The following is a 13,633-nucleotide window of genomic DNA, read 5'->3' on the forward strand; positions in this document are numbered from 1 at the left end:
GCCCGGGCCTCGTCACACCTCCCGTCTTGCCGCAGGCATGGATCCCACGGACCGGGGCACCCGAGCGGTGCACCGGCCTGAACGACGGAAGGGAGAAGGACACATGAGCGAGGGCGTCAACCTCTGGCAGTTCCGCGACACTTCCGGCCACACCGCCGGGACCGACCTCATCGGATTCCACGTGGAGGCCGTGGACGGCCCGGTCGGCAAGGTGGACCGCCTCTCCGAGGCGATGGGTTCGCAGTACCTGGTCGTCGACACCGGCCCCTGGATCTTCGGCCGGCTCGTGCTGCTCCCCGCCGGCACCGTCATCCGGATCGAGATCGGCGAACAGAAGGTCTACATCGACCGGACCAAGGACGACATCAAGCACAGCCCCACCCTGGGCGCCGACGACACCGACCGCGGCCCGGACTTCCAGGACCGCTATGCCCTCTACTACAGCCCGTTCTACGGCGGCCGCCGCTTCTGACCGGGCTCGGGGGCGAACCTGTGCGGAGACCCACGGGGCCGTGGACGGCTGTCTGCTCCGCAACCCCGAGGACATCACTCCGGCCATGCCGCACCACATCATCGGCGGGCAGTGGAAGAGGATCAAAGCCTCCGGCCAGGTCGACATCCCCGAGGGCGTGGTCCTCTACGGCCTGCGCCACTTCTTCGCATCGGACTGCCTCAGCAACGGCATACCGATCACGAGGCCTGCCGATCGAACGAGAGTCCAAGCCGCGCCGAAGCCAGTGAGGTCGGTCCGCAGCAGCTGAACCCTCGTCGTGTTCCGGGCCGGGCTCGGTCCCGCCGCAGGACGGCCCTGCTGGAGGGGCTCACCGCGCGTATCGAGTGCGGCGCGAGCGGTTCCGGTACCTGACGCGGAGCGGGCGCGGTCCGACGGCGCCGGTCCCCCGGTGGTCGGCGGTCGCCGTTCGCGCGGGGGCCCGCCCGCAGGCGGGTGGCGCGGATTTTGTCGCGCCACCCGCCGATCACACCGTGGCCGGGTCCTGCGGAACGGGCCCGGGGCCGGTGCGGGAGCGGCGGCCGGGGTCCGTGCGGCCGTCTTCGGGCCCGCGTCGCTCCGGGCATCAGCAGGGCACCACCACACTGGTGCTGATCGGGGCGGTGTACCAGCCGTCCGCGGAGACGGAGAAGGTCGCGGTGACGGTCGAGCCGCACGGGACGGTGCCGCCGTAGCCGGCGATCTCCAGCGTGGTGGCCCGGAAGAGCAGGGACTGCTGCACGGTGCCGAGCGATTCGCCGCCCTCGATGTCGGTGGTCAGGGCCGCGTCGACCAGCTTCGTCCGCAGGGGCGGGCTGCCGGGGCTCGGCGGGCCGGCCAGGCCGATCCGGCCGGTGAACTGGACGCCGTCCTCGGTGACCGTGTAGCAGAGCTTGGTCCAGAGGCCGGACTGCAGGCCGGAGGCGTCGCAGACCTCCGTGGCGGTCCCGGTGGTGGCGGTGGTGGCGGCGGTACCGGCGGCGACGGCGGCGACGGCCGGGGTCGCGCCGGCGAGAGCGAGTGCCAGGGCACCCGTGGCGGCGGCCGTCGTCAGCATCTTGCGAGTCATGAGGTGCTTCTCCTGTGTGCAGAGCTCCTGGTCCGTCCAGCAGCACTGTTATGTGATATTGCACTATCTCTCTGTAGTCAAGAGGTCGCTCATCTGAATGGAGTGAGTCCGGTTGGCATGGATTTGGTACGTGGAATCCGGATGTTTAATTCGCCCGCGCGTGGTGAACGACGTCCTGGACCTGCCCGGGAGCGACTTGGACCGACCCTCCCACCTGGCGGGGGAAGGGTCGCCGGGGTGGTGCGGAAGCGGGGGGCGTGGGCGGGGAGGAGGAGTTCGAGGAGCGCGGTCGACTCGCGGAGCGCGAACCGGGCGCCCAAGCAGGCGCGGGCGCCGACGCCGAACGGGCAGTAGGCGGCGAGGTGGGCCTGCCGGGCGCCGGGGATGGTGAACCGGGACGGGTCGAAGTGCTCGGGCTCCGGCCAGAGTTCGGGGTCGCGATGGGTCGGGTAGCGGCAGACCAACAGGTCAGTGCCGGCCCCGATCCGGTAGCCGGCCAGGCTGTCGTCCTCGGTGGCGCGCCGGGGAGGATCCAGGCGGACGGGTAGAGCCCGAGGGTTTCGCTCACCAGTGCCTGCACGACCGCAGGACCGCCACGAGGCGGCAGACCTGCCCATACCGGGGCGACATCGACTCTTCGGAGCCACCCCAGCATGGACATGATCACGCACCGGGAGCAGCCCGATCGGTCAGACCTGGTTCGTACTCTTCTCTCGGCAGGGGTAGCGGTGATATCACTTGACCCCGGGTGATCGACTGGTCACGGACACAGGGGACTCGGGGGGCTGGGAGAAGTGTCTGACGGTGTCGCCATCGGGGCGGACGACAGTGACCCGCCGCACCTGACCCTCACCGGTCCCTGGCTGAGAACCCACGCCGTACCTTCCCCGAAGAAGATCGTCTTCTCGTACGATCCCGACGAGTTCGAGGAGTTCGTCAAGGAGTGGGTCCCCGCCCTGACGACGAAGTACGTCGCAGTGCAACGGCACGGCGGTTCCGGGGATCACGGAGTCGATGTCGCCGGCTATCTGACCCCGAACGGGCTTGAAGGAACCTGGCACAACTACCAGTGCAAGCACTACGGGGAAGCCCTGACGTGGTCGAAGGCCGCTCCCGAGATGCGCAAGATGTTCGCTTCGGTGGTCAGCGGGTACTTCACCGCTCCCCAGCAGTACGTCTTCGTCGCGCCCATCGTCGGCCCCAGCCTGGTCCGGCGGTTGTCCAAGCGGTCCGAGGCCCGAGCCGAGTTCCTCAAGGAACTGGATTCCACCAGCGATCCCGTCATCACCTCGCTCACCCCCGGGAAGCGGCGCGAACTCCAGGAACTCGTCGAAGCCACGGACTTCTCCATGTTCACCACCCTCGACATGGACGACATGTTGTCGTTGCACCAAACCACCCCGCACTGGGCGGTGCGCTTCCCCCAACCCCCGGCAGCACGTCCACGGAGGATGCTTCCGCCTGACGCCCACACCCCAAAAGAGGCCCGCTACATCCAGCAGTTGGTGCGGGCTTACGGAGAGCTCTGGGGCGAGCAGGCCGACACCCTTGAGCGCGTCGCCGAGCACAACGAGGCACGCGATCATCTGCGCAGGCAGCGGGAGGCCTTCTACAGCGCGGAATCGCTGCGCCTGTTCGCCCGCGACTCGACCTCGGACGGGCACTTCGACGCCGTCCTCGACGATGTCCACGACATCGTGGTCGAGGTCGCGGCCGGCAGGTTCGAGTTCGGGTACGACCGCATGCAGGCGGTCCTGGCCGCCTCGGGGAACATCGAGCTCACCAGGACTATCCTCACCGAGTTCGTGCGGCCGTTGGACCGCAAGGGGGTCTGCCACCACCTGGCGAACGCGGACCGCTTGATCTGGTGCCGCGGAGGTGCCGCGTGAATCCGCTGAACAGCCCTCTCGAGGTCGGGATGCGCGCACTGGTCCTGCTGGCCGAGAGCCATCCCGAGCCCCTGGACCTGGCCCAGATCACCCTTCTCGACTACGCGCTGCTGCACAGCGGAGAGTTCGACGGCCCGCCGAGCCTTCACCCCGACCTGCCCGCAAGGTCCGGCGAACTGGGCGTGAAGCGCGGCCTGCTGGAGCAGGCGTTGCTCGTCCTGATCCGCGCCGAGCTGGCCCGGCTAGAGCCTGCGGACGACGGCCTTGTCTACCGCGCGACGGAGCGGGGGCCCGCGTTCGTCGAACTCCTCGAAGCCCCCTACGTCGAGCGCCTGCGCGAGCGCGCCGAATGGGTCGTCCACCAGTACGCGCCCAGCGCCGACGTGCGGGCCGCCACCCGTGCGCTGCTCAACCGCCCCGCCGGGACGCCCCTACCCCCCGAGGTTCACCGTGGCTGATCTGCGACTGACCCACCTCACGTACGCGGGCTCCGGAAAGCCCACCGCCCACGTGGCCTTCGGCCCCGAACTCACCGTCATCTACGGTGCGTCCGACACCGGCAAGTCCTTCATCGTCGAGTCCATCGAATACATGCTCGGTGGTGCGCGTCTGCCCCTCATCCCCGAAGCCGAGGGCTACAGCCAGATCCTCCTCGGGCTGCGGTTGCCGGACGGAGCGCCGATCACCCTGGTCCGGCGACCGGGCGCCCGCACCGTTGCCGTCCACTACGAGGACCTGCGCAACCTGGTTACCCGGAGGTCCGACCGGGAACTGACCGCGGTCCACCGTGCCGGCAGCTCGCGCAGCCTCTCCGCCGTTCTCCTCGCCGAGCTCGGTTATGCCGACGCCCGAATCCGAAAGAACGACGCCGGCGGTACCCGCGGACTGTCCCTCAGCGACCTCGTCCACCTGTCTCTGGTGACCGAGACCCGCATGGGCGACCCGCTCTCCCCCGTCCTGCGGTCGAACGCAGCGGCCGGCAAGACCGCTGCCGCCTCGCTGATGAAGTACCTGCTGACCGGCGAGGACGACCCGCTGGTCGCCACCGGGCCGAACGCCGAACAGCGCCGGGTCCACAAGGGCCAGATCGGGCTCCTCGACCAGATCGTCGTGGAACTCTCCACCAAGCTGACGACCAGGGAGAACGCCTCCCAACTGCGCGAACGGCTGACGCGGATCCAGGCCACCATCGACGGCCAGTCCCGTTCCCTGCGGGTGATCACCGACCGCCACGTCGGCGCGGTCTCCGACCGCATGAATGCCGCGCAGGAGCTCGCCGCCGTCGAGTCCCGCCTGGCCGAGGTCCACGACCTGATCACCCGGTTCGGACTGCTGGAACAGCAGTACCGCTCCGACCTCGACCGCCTCGCGATGGTCAACGAAGCGGGCAGCATCCTCGGGTACTTCCGTGTCGACACCTGCGTCTTCTGCGGTGCCGAACCCGAACACCAGCACCACGGCCACGGGGAGCAGGAAACAACCCAGCTGCACGCGGCCGTCGAAGCCGAAGCCGCCAAGACCAGCTCGCTCCTCGCGGACCTCCTCCCGACCATCGCCGACCTGCGGACCCAGCTGGACGAGCTCGTCGGACGAAGGGGCGTCCTGCTCCTGCGGGCCAGAGAGCTCGACACCGAGATCTCCCAGTCCGAGGAGCGCCTCACACCCCTGCGGACACACATGGACGAACTTCTGGCGGCCCGCTCAACCGCCGAACGCGAGCTCGAACTCCACGCCCGCATCGAGGAATTGGACGACCGACGGTCCAAGCTCGACGGTGCAGGTGCGGTCCGCTCCCACCGGCCTGCCAGTCACATTCCCGCCCGGGTGCTCTCCAAGTTCGACGATGTCCTCAGGCGGACCCTGGACGCCTGGTCCGTTCCCTCGGTCGAGTTCGCCGAGTACGACCAGTACGGCATGGACGTCCGGGCCGGCAGCCGACCCCGATCCGGCCGCGGCCAGGGCGTGCGCTCGGTCCTGCACTCGGCGTTCACCACCGCCCTCGCCCGCTACTGCCTCGGCGGGGACTTGCCCCACCCCGGCTTCGTCGTCCTCGACTCCCCCGTGGTCACCTACCGCGAACCGGTCGGGGAGGACGTCGACATCACGTCGAATGTCGTCGACCACTTCTACCAGGACATGCTGACCTTCCCCGGCCAGGCCGTCGTCATCGAGAACGGCGACCCGCCGAGCAGCGTGCTCTCCTCCGCCACGACGTACCGCTTCACCGGCCCGGGCGGGGGCCGCCCCGGTTTCTTCCCGGTCTCGCCGACCGGCGGGGCGTGAAGTCGGGACTCAAACCTCACCGTGCTCTCCCGACTGCGAGATCCGGCACCACTATCGGCGGCCCGGGCTCCGACGCATGGTCCCGTCGGCATGGTGGCATGCGACGGAGCCCGAGCCGTAGGCGGAGTCCCGTTCGGCACTGCCTTGTGTTGGCGAAGAACACTCCGAGGTGGAGGCGTGGGCTGGTTCGCGCTCGAGGCGCCAGTGGTGTGGGATGCCGGCAGCGGCGTACAGGGCCAGCTTCATCTTCTTGTCGGTTCGCCAGGTGGAGGGTGAGGTGCTCCCAAGGGCGACGCCGATGTCGGCGGCACTGAGGGTGGTGCCGACCTCGGCGAACGCAACGGGGCCGGCGGCGGCGACGAGGTCGATGTAGGTGAGGGTGACGAGCAGACCGTCGACAGGGACGTCCTCGATCCGGACGGTTTCCGGCCGCCGCTCAACACCGTCCGGATCGGCGCGCGGCATGGCCTGCCACTCCATCCGGCCGTAGCGGGCGCGCTCGAAGTTGCGCGAGAGCAGCGCGATAGCGGCGGCGGACTCGGTCACGCAGCTGTCCATGAAGCCGACGAAGTTGGCGCCGAGCTCGAAGCCCCATCCCCGAGGGGGAGGCCTGGTTCCCGGTCTCGCCCAGGGTCCAGTCGATCCAGGAGGCCCAGCGTTCGCCAGCAGGCGAGTAACTGATGAAGAAGTCGGTTGCCCGGGCCACCCGAGCTCACGACAAAGGCCCTCTTGGGTGGACCCGCCAACCCGTCCAACGGGCCTCGATCCTGTTTCACCGCAGCGGATTTGGGTGGTTCTCGCACACCCAGACCGAACGGCTGCTCGACGTGGGCGCCAGCGAACGAATCTCGAACGCGCTCGTTCGCGACGGCGGCTGTAGCCTGCCCGTGCCTCGATCGAGGAGGAGGCTCGTCGGCCGCGCCCTAGGAAAGCCAAGCCGCCGAGCTCCTCCTCGCGGGGTCCATCCGTGCTTCGATCAGGAGGGCACCCGTGAACGACGACAGTAGCTCATCCATCCCGAACGGCTCCGGCCGCAGACCCACCAGGTCACCGTGGCTTCTGTGGGCCGCCTTCTACACCTGTGTTCTGGGTGCCGTCGTTCTCGGCATCGCAGAACAGGGCCCGTCCTCGCTGGCCTTGGCGGCTGCGGCCAACCCCCTTGGGACGGCCGCTGTTCGAACCAGCCGCGCCTCGTGATCCACTGGGGCTGATTGCCGCCCTTCGTGCCCGGTCACTGTGCGGTGACCGGGCACCCTGCTCGTGCCGGACGTCAGCTGCGCCGATCAGCCACGCCGCCCTGACGGACGCCCACCTGGTCGGCGTGCATTGGACTACGGAGACCAAATGACCCACCGACGTAGCGCACCAGCTACTGGGTGTCGGGCGCCGGCGGCGCCGTAGGCGAGATCGAGCACGGAGGGGTGGAGGTGGACGCCGTCGTTGATGAGCTCGACGGTGACCCGCTCGTCCTCCAGCAGGGCCACGATCGGGCCGGGGGCGCGGTGGGCGATGCCGGGCATGGCGTTGAACAGGTGGGTGGCGACGGTGGCGCCCGCGCCGATCGCCTCCAGGGTCCTGGTGCAGTCGGAGTCGGCGCCGCCGGCGGCAGCGATCTTGCTGCCGACCGCCGCAGCGGTCGGCGCGCCCGCACACGGTGGATCTCACCTGACTGTTCGTCAGTCGAGGTCAGCAAAAGGCAGCATCACTACGAGTACACCCCCACAAACCTGCGTACACCTGGGAACGTCGACCCTTGTCCGTCGGCCTCGCCCCGGCCTCTGCGGGGGTGCCCGGCGGGCCAACGGCCATCGGGCAGGTCGTCACTCTGAGGTCTTTACTCACACCTTTCATCCCGATCCGGTCCGCTTACCGAATGGTCGGCATCGCTCTGCGTGTGCGGTCAGGAGGTCAGGGTCACCGACTGGGCGCGGTGGAAGACGTTGGTGGCTCCCCAGGGCTTCTTGGCCTGCGGCAGGCGGGTGCAGTTCAGCCCCTTCTGCGGCGGCCGCCGCTTCTGAGGCACCGAACGCCAGCGGGTTGTTGGGACAACGGAACGGCCCCGGGCCTGCACAAAGGCCCGGGGCCACTGTCGCGACGCCGACATTCCGGTTCGGCCCAGGGGCATGATCGACCGTCCGGGGTCAGCAAAAGGTCGGCGGGTTCCCGGAGGGCGGCCGCCATGGCAATCAGCGGGCTGCGCGTGCGCCGACGCGCGGCCGACAACGACACCTTGAGAGAGCGCCCGCAGGCTGCGAGCCGAGCCGTGCAGCTGCTCCGCCCTGAGTGGCGCACGTTTAGGAACGATTGTTCTTGACTGACCGTTCCTCAACTGAGTACGGTCATCCCATGGGTCGCCCGAGAGGATTTGACGAGGCCGAAGTGGTGCGGTCGGCGGCGGAGTTGTTCGCCGGCCGGACCTACGACGGCACCTCCATCGATGATCTGGTCGCTCACCTCGGTGTGCACCGCAACAGCCTGTACAAGACGTTCGGCAGTAAACGCGGGCTGTATCTGGCCGCGCTACGGTGGTCCCTGGAGCATGACCTCGCCCCCTTGATCGGCCGGATCGCCGAGGCCGCCGGCCCTCTCGAGGCGGTGCGCGAGGCCCTGGCCGCACCGGCCACCGGGACAGGTCTCGACCTCCTTCTGCTGGCCGCGGTCGAACGCGCGCCGGTGGACACCGAGGTGGCCGGCATGGTCGCCGAAGCATTCGCCGCTCTGGACCGGGCCGCCGGCGCCTCGGTCCGGGCGGACGACGGCGACAGCGACAGCGACAGCGACAGCGACAGCGACAGCGACAGCGACGAAGCATCCGGCCTGGCCACAGCGCTCACCGCAGCAATCCTCGGGCTGCGCCTACGGGCCAGGTCCGGCACTTCCGGCACGGCCGTCGACCGAGCCGGCGCCGCCATCGCGCAGCGCCTCGACCAGCGCTGAACCATCCATCACAAAGGAACCGACATGGCCAATGTCAGTATCGACGGCGACAACCTGATCGTCGAGATCGAGGGGCTCGACAAGCTCTGGGCCCTCAAGAGCCGACTGGTCATCCCGCTGACCAACGTCCGCGGTGCGACCGTCGATCCGGGGATCTCCAGAGAGGCAAAGGGCTTTCGTGCCCCGGGCACCCACTTCCCCGGCGTCATCACCGCCGGCACGTTCTACATCCACGGGGAGCGGGTCTTCTGGGACGTCCACGACCCGGCCAAGGCCGTGGTGATCGAGCTGGCGGACGAGCGCTACGCCCGCCTCGTCATCCAGGCCGCCGATCCGCGCGCGACCGTGGCCCTCATCGAGGGGGCCACAGCCGTGGGCTGACTCCTGCGACGCCTTCCCCTGTCCGCGGATTCCGCCGCCATGATGCCGCTGGTCCCGCACCGACCTTCAGCCCGCCCCACCGCCCCACGACCGCCCCTCCCCATGGAGAGACCCATGACCTGGCGCAGCCGGGTACTTGCCGCACTCGCGGCCCTGATAGCCACCACCACCGTCGGCGCCGGCACCGGCGCGGCCGAAACCACGGGCAGCCGCGGTTTCTTACCGGCGGTCGACCGCGAGGTGCAGTTCGACGTGGACGGCACCACCACCTACGCCACCGTCCATGTGCCCGCCCACCGCGCGGGCCACCGGATGGCCGCAGCCCTGCTACTGCCCGGCAGCGGCCCCACCGACCGCGACGGCAACCAGCCGCCCGTGCTCACCCCGTCGACCCTCGCTCTCATCACGGACGCCCTCGGCGGCGACGGGGTGATGACCCTGCGGTTCGACAAGTACGGCACGGGACAGACCGGCCTCGGCCAGTACCGCGGCAACCCCGGCCGCATCGACATGGCCGCCTTCACCCGGCAGGCCGCCGCCGCATACGGCGCGTTGCGCGAGCAACCTGAGGCAGATCCCCACGCCCTGCTGATCGTGGGACACAGCGAGGGTGCCCTGCGCGCCCTCCTGGTCGCCCCGATCGTGCGCCCCGAACCGGTCGGCCTCGCCCTTCTCGCTCCCCAGGACCAACGCCTCCTGGACACCCTCGACCGCCAACTCGCGGCCCTGATCGACCAGGACGTCGCGGCGGGCCGGCTCACCGAAGCACAGGGCGAGGCCAACAGGAACGGCATCTCCCGTGCGATCGCGGACTTCCGTGCGGGCCGCCCCGTGGACACCAGTGGGATCGTCCCGACGATCGCCACCCTGCTGAACTCGCTCTTCGGCCCACTGAACGCCCGTTACATACGCACGGACGACGCCGTCTACCCGCCCGACGCGGCCCGCAAGCTGCACCCCGGCACACGAGTAACCGTCACCTGCGGCACGGCCGACACCAACGTCCCCTGCTGGACCACACCCCCGCTGGTCAGCGCCCTGGCCGACGCCCACACCAGCGGCCCCGGCCTGAAGATCCTGCCCGACCTGGACCACTTCCTCCACCCGGCCGGCACACCGGCCAACGACAAGACCCTCGCCCCCGCCGCACTCCAGGCCCTCCACGACTTCACCCGCCCGTGGCGTCGCGATTGAACGCCGATCCCGGTCGATGCGCGTCCCCCGGGCGTCAGCTCCGGGCCGCGTGGATCGCGCGGCTCTTGCGGGACTTGACGGTCTGCGGGTGGAACTGGCCCAGCACACGGTGGCGGTCGGCCGCCACCTGCTCCAGCAGCCGCGCCGCCTCCCCGTGGTGGCCGGCCTCGCCCAGGTTGCAGGCGTGGTTGTGCCGGGCGGTGAGGGTGTGCGGGTGATCCGGGCCGAGGACGCGCCGGCGGTCGGCCGCCACCTGCACCAGCAGCCGCGCCGCCTCCTCGCGGTACCCGGCCTCACCCAGGTAGTAGGCGTGGTTGTGCCGGCTGGTGAGGGTGTGCGGGTGGTCGGGCCCCAGGGCATGGTGCCGGTCGGCCGCCACCTGCTCCAGCAGCCGGGCCGCCTCCCGGTACTGCCCGGCCTCGCCCAGGTTGTAGGCCTGGTTGTTACGCGCCCTGAGCGTGTCCGGGTGGGCCGCGCCCAGCAGCCGGGCCCGGCCGTCGGCCACCTGCGCCAGCAAGGCCGCCGCCTCGTTGTGGCGCCCCTCCCGACCGAGGGTGCCGGCCAGCTCGTGGGTCGTCGTCAGTTCGGCGACGGTGGGCGGCCGGACGGCCGTGGCCGGCGGTGGAGGCGGAGGTGGAGCGACCACGGCGGTCGGTGCGGCGACGACGACGGTCGGCGGGGCAACGACGACGGTCGGCGGGGCAACGACGACGGTCGGCGGGGCGACGGCGGCTCGCAGCGTCTCGGCCACGGCCAGGGCCGAGGCGGGGCGGTCCGCCGGGTCCTTGGCCAGGAGCTGGAGGACGACGCGGTCGAGGCCGCCGGGCAGGTCGGGCCGGTGGTGCCGCGGTGGCACGGGCTGCTCGTTCAGGTGGGCTTCCACCGCGGCGTACGGGCTGCCGCGGAAGCCGAAGGGCGTCGTGCCGGTGAGGAGCTCGTACAGCACGCAGCCGAGGGAGTAGAGGTCCGCGCGGCCGTCGACCCGCAGGCCCCTGGCCTGCTCCGGGGCCATGTACGCCGGGGTGCCGATGCCGCTGCCGGCGGGGGTGAGCTGGGTGTGGCCGGCCATCAGGTAGGCGGCGATACCGAAGTCGAGGACGACGACGGCTTCCGTGCCGTCCGCGTGCCGGGTCAGGAAGAGGTTCCCGGGCTTGATGTCCCGGTGCGCGACGTCCACCGCGTGGGCGGCGGCCAGCGCGTTGCAGATCTGCACGCCCCACTCCACGGCCCGGGCGGGGTCGAGCCGCTGACCCGAGCGCAGGACATCGGCGACGGACCGGCCGGTGAGCAGGCTCATCACGACGTAGGGCGTCGCCAGACCGGCCTCCCGGTGAATGCCGTAGTCGTGCACGCCGATGATGTTCGGGTGCTGGAGCCGCGCGGTGATCCGGGCCTCCCGCTCGAAGCGGGCCTGTGCCTCGTGATCCTCCGCGCCGTCGACCTGGGGCAGCAGGACCTTGACGGCGACGTCCCGCTGCAGCCGGGTGTCCTGGGCACTCCAGACCGCCCCCATCCCACCGGCACCGATGCAACGGTCCATCCGGTACCGGTTGTTGATCAACGCGCCCTGCCGCATCCGCTCCCCCACCCCGAGTCCCGTCCGGCCCACCGTAGTGTGCGCGGACGGCCCGGCGCAGCCTCGTCCGGGGTTCCCGATCAGCGGGCCGGGCCGCCCGCGAGCGCGGGGTCAGCCGGCCGGGAACGGCTCCGCGTCGGCCGTCCCCCGCCGGACGAGCCCCCGTGCCCCCGCCACCGCCTCGCGGACGTCCGGGTCCGGGTCGTCGGCGAGGCCGGCCAGCAGTTCGGCGACCCCGGGCGTGCGCCAGTCGCCGATCGCCCACACCAGGGACTCCCGGACCCGGTGGTCGGGATGGGCCGCGAGGTGGGCGAGTTCGGCGATCGGGCCCCGGCGGCGCCGGAGCCTCCCGAACCAGTCCAGGGCATCCTCCAGCTCGGCCGGGTCTCCCGGATCCCCGGCGGCCGCGATCCGGGCGAGCAGCACGCCGGTCGGCGGCGGCGGGCCGTCCAACGAGTGCGGGAGACGCTCGCGCAGCCGCCGCGACCCGTACCCCCCACGCACCCGGCACCCGAAGCAGGTGCAGGGCCGGGTACCGTGCGCGTCGGGCCGGTACCGCCACCCCACCACCTGCGGCGCGGCACGGACCCGGTGCACTTCCGCCCGCCCGATCGCCCGGGGCACGAACACCTCCCACCCGCGCGGGTCGTTCAGCGCCGCGACCCTCCGCACCGCCTCCGCCGCGGGAATCTCGGCCTGGGCGCTCCGCATCCGGTCCCCGTAGGGCCCGACCAGCACCGGCTGCGCGTCGTCCAGCCGGACGTGCACGGCCACCCACCCGCCCCGCCGGTCGAAGCGGCCGAGCTCGCGCATCCACTGGTGGGTGAGCGTGTACGACGGCAGCACCGGGAAGCAGTACACCCCGCGTGCGCCGTCCTGGCCGTGACTGACCGCACGGATCCCGGCCCGCCGGATGCGCGGCGCGTTCGCCGCCGCCGTCAGGTGCACAAACATCGCCATGGCTCGGCATGCTAGGCGATCGGTCCCACGGAGTCCCGGGAATTTCCCGCCGCTCCGCGCCCGCCGGGGGCGGCGGAACTCGTCGGTGGTTCATCGGTGGTTCATCGGTGGTTCGTCATGCCCTCTGCCAGCGGCGTGAACAGCAAGTCCCAGTTGCCCGGCAGATGTCGTACCGCTGCGGTCAGGTGGAAGCGCACGACCGTCCACTCGTCGGGCCGCGCCTGCGTCCCGTGCTCCCGGACAGCCTCGAGGCAGTGGTCGACGAACTCCGGATCCTCCTCGTCGAACCCGAGCCGCTGGTACGCCCGCCGCACCTCCGGTGCCTCCTCGAACCAGTCGTCCCAGCCGGTGGCCGCACCCAGGAGGTAGAGCAGATGACTCGCGGCGTCCGGCAGACCACCGCGCAGGTCCTCCGAGGCGACGATCCGCTCCGCGTCGTCGCCGGCCAGCGCCGTGCCCTCGACCGCCAGGGTCACCAGGCCCTCCCAGTAGGCCGCGTCGTGCCTGCCGGTGCGCTGCCGCATGTACTCGCTCGCGAAGGCAGCCATCGCCCTCGGATCGTCGATCAGCGGGGAGACAACCAGGTCGCTGGTGTAGTCGAAACCGAAGTAGTACCGCCGCCCGTCCAGAATGAGCGACTCCACGCCCCCGACGTGACCGATCCGATCAGGCAGGGGAGGAAAGCGCTTCAGGAGATCCTGTTCCATGACGCGGACCATAGCCTCCCCCACCGACACCCGCCCGGCCCGGACCGGTTCACCGGACGGCATCGCGCCGCACCAGTGACCGGAGCGACACGGACGGACTTGACGGACAGTCGGTCACGGTCGGCCCTGGCTCGCAAGGTCCCGTTC

At 70.8% G+C, this 13,633-nt stretch carries 14 protein-coding genes and 1 pseudogene; 7 read left to right on the top strand and 8 right to left on the bottom strand.

Annotated elements, in window-relative coordinates; genetic code table 11:
• Positions 1-103 precede the first annotated feature (103 nt).
• A complete protein-coding gene (locus tag SM793_RS12710) occupies positions 104-472 on the top strand; it encodes a PRC-barrel domain-containing protein (protein ID WP_320438242.1) in 369 nt (122 codons plus the stop codon).
• A gap of 604 nt (positions 473-1,076) precedes the next feature.
• Here SM793_RS12710 and SM793_RS12715 read toward each other — a convergent pair.
• Together SM793_RS12715 and SM793_RS12720 are read right to left on the bottom strand one after the other, a co-directional pair.
• Positions 1,077-1,559 (bottom strand): hypothetical protein, encoded by a 483-nt coding sequence (locus tag SM793_RS12715; RefSeq protein ID WP_320438243.1) that lies wholly within the window; start codon positions 1,557-1,559, stop codon positions 1,077-1,079.
• An 89-nt stretch (positions 1,560-1,648) separates the two neighbouring features.
• On the bottom strand, positions 1,649-2,176 hold the full coding sequence (locus tag SM793_RS12720; RefSeq protein ID WP_320438244.1) for a cytochrome P450: 528 nt from the start codon (positions 2,174-2,176) through the stop codon (positions 1,649-1,651).
• Positions 2,177-2,353: 177 nt separating this feature from the next.
• Between SM793_RS12720 and SM793_RS12725 the strand changes: the two genes are divergently transcribed.
• Genes SM793_RS12725 through SM793_RS12735 form a run of 3 tightly spaced genes read left to right on the top strand, consistent with a single transcriptional unit; the run spans position 2,354 to position 5,731 of the window.
• Positions 2,354-3,448 carry an ABC-three component system protein gene (locus tag SM793_RS12725; protein WP_320438245.1) on the top strand — a complete coding sequence of 365 codons (1,095 nt, stop codon included), beginning with the start codon at positions 2,354-2,356 and terminating at the stop codon, positions 3,446-3,448.
• Positions 3,445-3,906, top strand: coding sequence for an ABC-three component system middle component 2 (locus SM793_RS12730; RefSeq protein WP_320438246.1), 462 nt, complete (start codon positions 3,445-3,447; stop codon positions 3,904-3,906). Before SM793_RS12725 ends, SM793_RS12730 begins: the two co-directional genes overlap by 4 nt.
• A complete protein-coding gene (locus SM793_RS12735) occupies positions 3,899-5,731 on the top strand; it encodes a hypothetical protein (protein WP_320438247.1) in 1,833 nt (610 codons plus the stop codon). Before SM793_RS12730 ends, SM793_RS12735 begins: the two co-directional genes overlap by 8 nt.
• Positions 5,732-5,782: 51 nt before the next feature.
• Here the strand turns inward: SM793_RS12735 and SM793_RS12740 are convergent, their stop codons facing one another.
• The 3 genes and pseudogenes from SM793_RS12740 to SM793_RS12750 all read right to left on the bottom strand — a co-directional run bounded on the left by SM793_RS12740 (position 5,783) and on the right by SM793_RS12750 (position 7,754).
• Positions 5,783-6,277 (bottom strand): hypothetical protein, encoded by a 495-nt coding sequence (locus tag SM793_RS12740; protein ID WP_320438248.1) that lies wholly within the window; start codon positions 6,275-6,277, stop codon positions 5,783-5,785.
• An 836-nt stretch (positions 6,278-7,113) separates the two neighbouring features.
• Positions 7,114-7,344, bottom strand: a pseudogene (locus SM793_RS12745) (N-acetylglucosamine-6-phosphate deacetylase); the annotation flags it as partial.
• Positions 7,345-7,631: 287 nt separating this feature from the next.
• Entirely contained in the window at positions 7,632-7,754 is a 123-nt protein-coding gene (locus SM793_RS12750) for a hypothetical protein (RefSeq protein ID WP_320438249.1), read from the bottom strand.
• Between the two features lie 323 nt (positions 7,755-8,077).
• On the opposite strand from SM793_RS12750, the gene SM793_RS12755 reads away from it, so the two are divergent.
• The 3 genes from SM793_RS12755 to SM793_RS12765 all read left to right on the top strand — a co-directional run bounded on the left by SM793_RS12755 (position 8,078) and on the right by SM793_RS12765 (position 10,243).
• Positions 8,078-8,668, top strand: a complete 591-nt coding sequence (locus SM793_RS12755) for a helix-turn-helix domain-containing protein (protein ID WP_320438257.1) — start codon at positions 8,078-8,080, stop codon at positions 8,666-8,668.
• A 24-nt stretch (positions 8,669-8,692) separates the two neighbouring features.
• Positions 8,693-9,049 carry a hypothetical protein gene (locus tag SM793_RS12760; RefSeq protein WP_320438250.1) on the top strand — a complete coding sequence of 119 codons (357 nt, stop codon included), beginning with the start codon at positions 8,693-8,695 and terminating at the stop codon, positions 9,047-9,049.
• A 114-nt stretch (positions 9,050-9,163) separates the two neighbouring features.
• Positions 9,164-10,243 (top strand): alpha/beta hydrolase, encoded by a 1,080-nt coding sequence (locus SM793_RS12765; protein ID WP_320438251.1) that lies wholly within the window; start codon positions 9,164-9,166, stop codon positions 10,241-10,243.
• Between the two features lie 34 nt (positions 10,244-10,277).
• On the opposite strand, the gene SM793_RS12770 is transcribed toward SM793_RS12765, so the two are convergent.
• From SM793_RS12770 to SM793_RS12780, 3 genes are all read right to left on the bottom strand, one after another.
• Positions 10,278-11,852 carry a protein kinase domain-containing protein gene (locus SM793_RS12770; RefSeq protein ID WP_320438252.1) on the bottom strand — a complete coding sequence of 525 codons (1,575 nt, stop codon included), beginning with the start codon at positions 11,850-11,852 and terminating at the stop codon, positions 10,278-10,280.
• Positions 11,853-11,930: 78 nt separating this feature from the next.
• Complete coding sequence (locus SM793_RS12775; RefSeq protein ID WP_320438253.1) at positions 11,931-12,779, bottom strand: HEAT repeat domain-containing protein; 849 nt, start codon at positions 12,777-12,779, stop codon at positions 11,931-11,933.
• A gap of 101 nt (positions 12,780-12,880) precedes the next feature.
• Positions 12,881-13,423 carry a hypothetical protein gene (locus SM793_RS12780; protein WP_320438254.1) on the bottom strand — a complete coding sequence of 181 codons (543 nt, stop codon included), beginning with the start codon at positions 13,421-13,423 and terminating at the stop codon, positions 12,881-12,883.
• Between the last annotated feature and the right edge of the window lie 210 nt (positions 13,424-13,633).

The organism is Kitasatospora purpeofusca (genome assembly GCF_034043715.1).
Lineage (GTDB): Bacteria > Actinomycetota > Actinomycetes > Streptomycetales > Streptomycetaceae > Kitasatospora > Kitasatospora purpeofusca_A.

What these genes read in the sequence shown, in the direction of transcription:
- SM793_RS12710 (WP_320438242.1), top strand. Translation starts at nt 104, where the DNA reads ATGAGCGAGGGCGTCAACCTCTGGCAGTTCCGCGACACTTCCGGCCAC.
- SM793_RS12715 (WP_320438243.1), bottom strand. Translation starts at nt 1,559, where the DNA reads ATGACTCGCAAGATGCTGACGACGGCCGCCGCCACGGGTGCCCTGGCA.
- SM793_RS12720 (WP_320438244.1), bottom strand. Translation starts at nt 2,176, where the DNA reads ATGGGCAGGTCTGCCGCCTCGTGGCGGTCCTGCGGTCGTGCAGGCACT.
- SM793_RS12755 (WP_320438257.1), top strand. Translation starts at nt 8,078, where the DNA reads ATGGGTCGCCCGAGAGGATTTGACGAGGCCGAAGTGGTGCGGTCGGCG.
- SM793_RS12760 (WP_320438250.1), top strand. Translation starts at nt 8,693, where the DNA reads ATGGCCAATGTCAGTATCGACGGCGACAACCTGATCGTCGAGATCGAG.
- SM793_RS12765 (WP_320438251.1), top strand. Translation starts at nt 9,164, where the DNA reads ATGACCTGGCGCAGCCGGGTACTTGCCGCACTCGCGGCCCTGATAGCC.
- SM793_RS12775 (WP_320438253.1), bottom strand. Translation starts at nt 12,779, where the DNA reads ATGGCGATGTTTGTGCACCTGACGGCGGCGGCGAACGCGCCGCGCATC.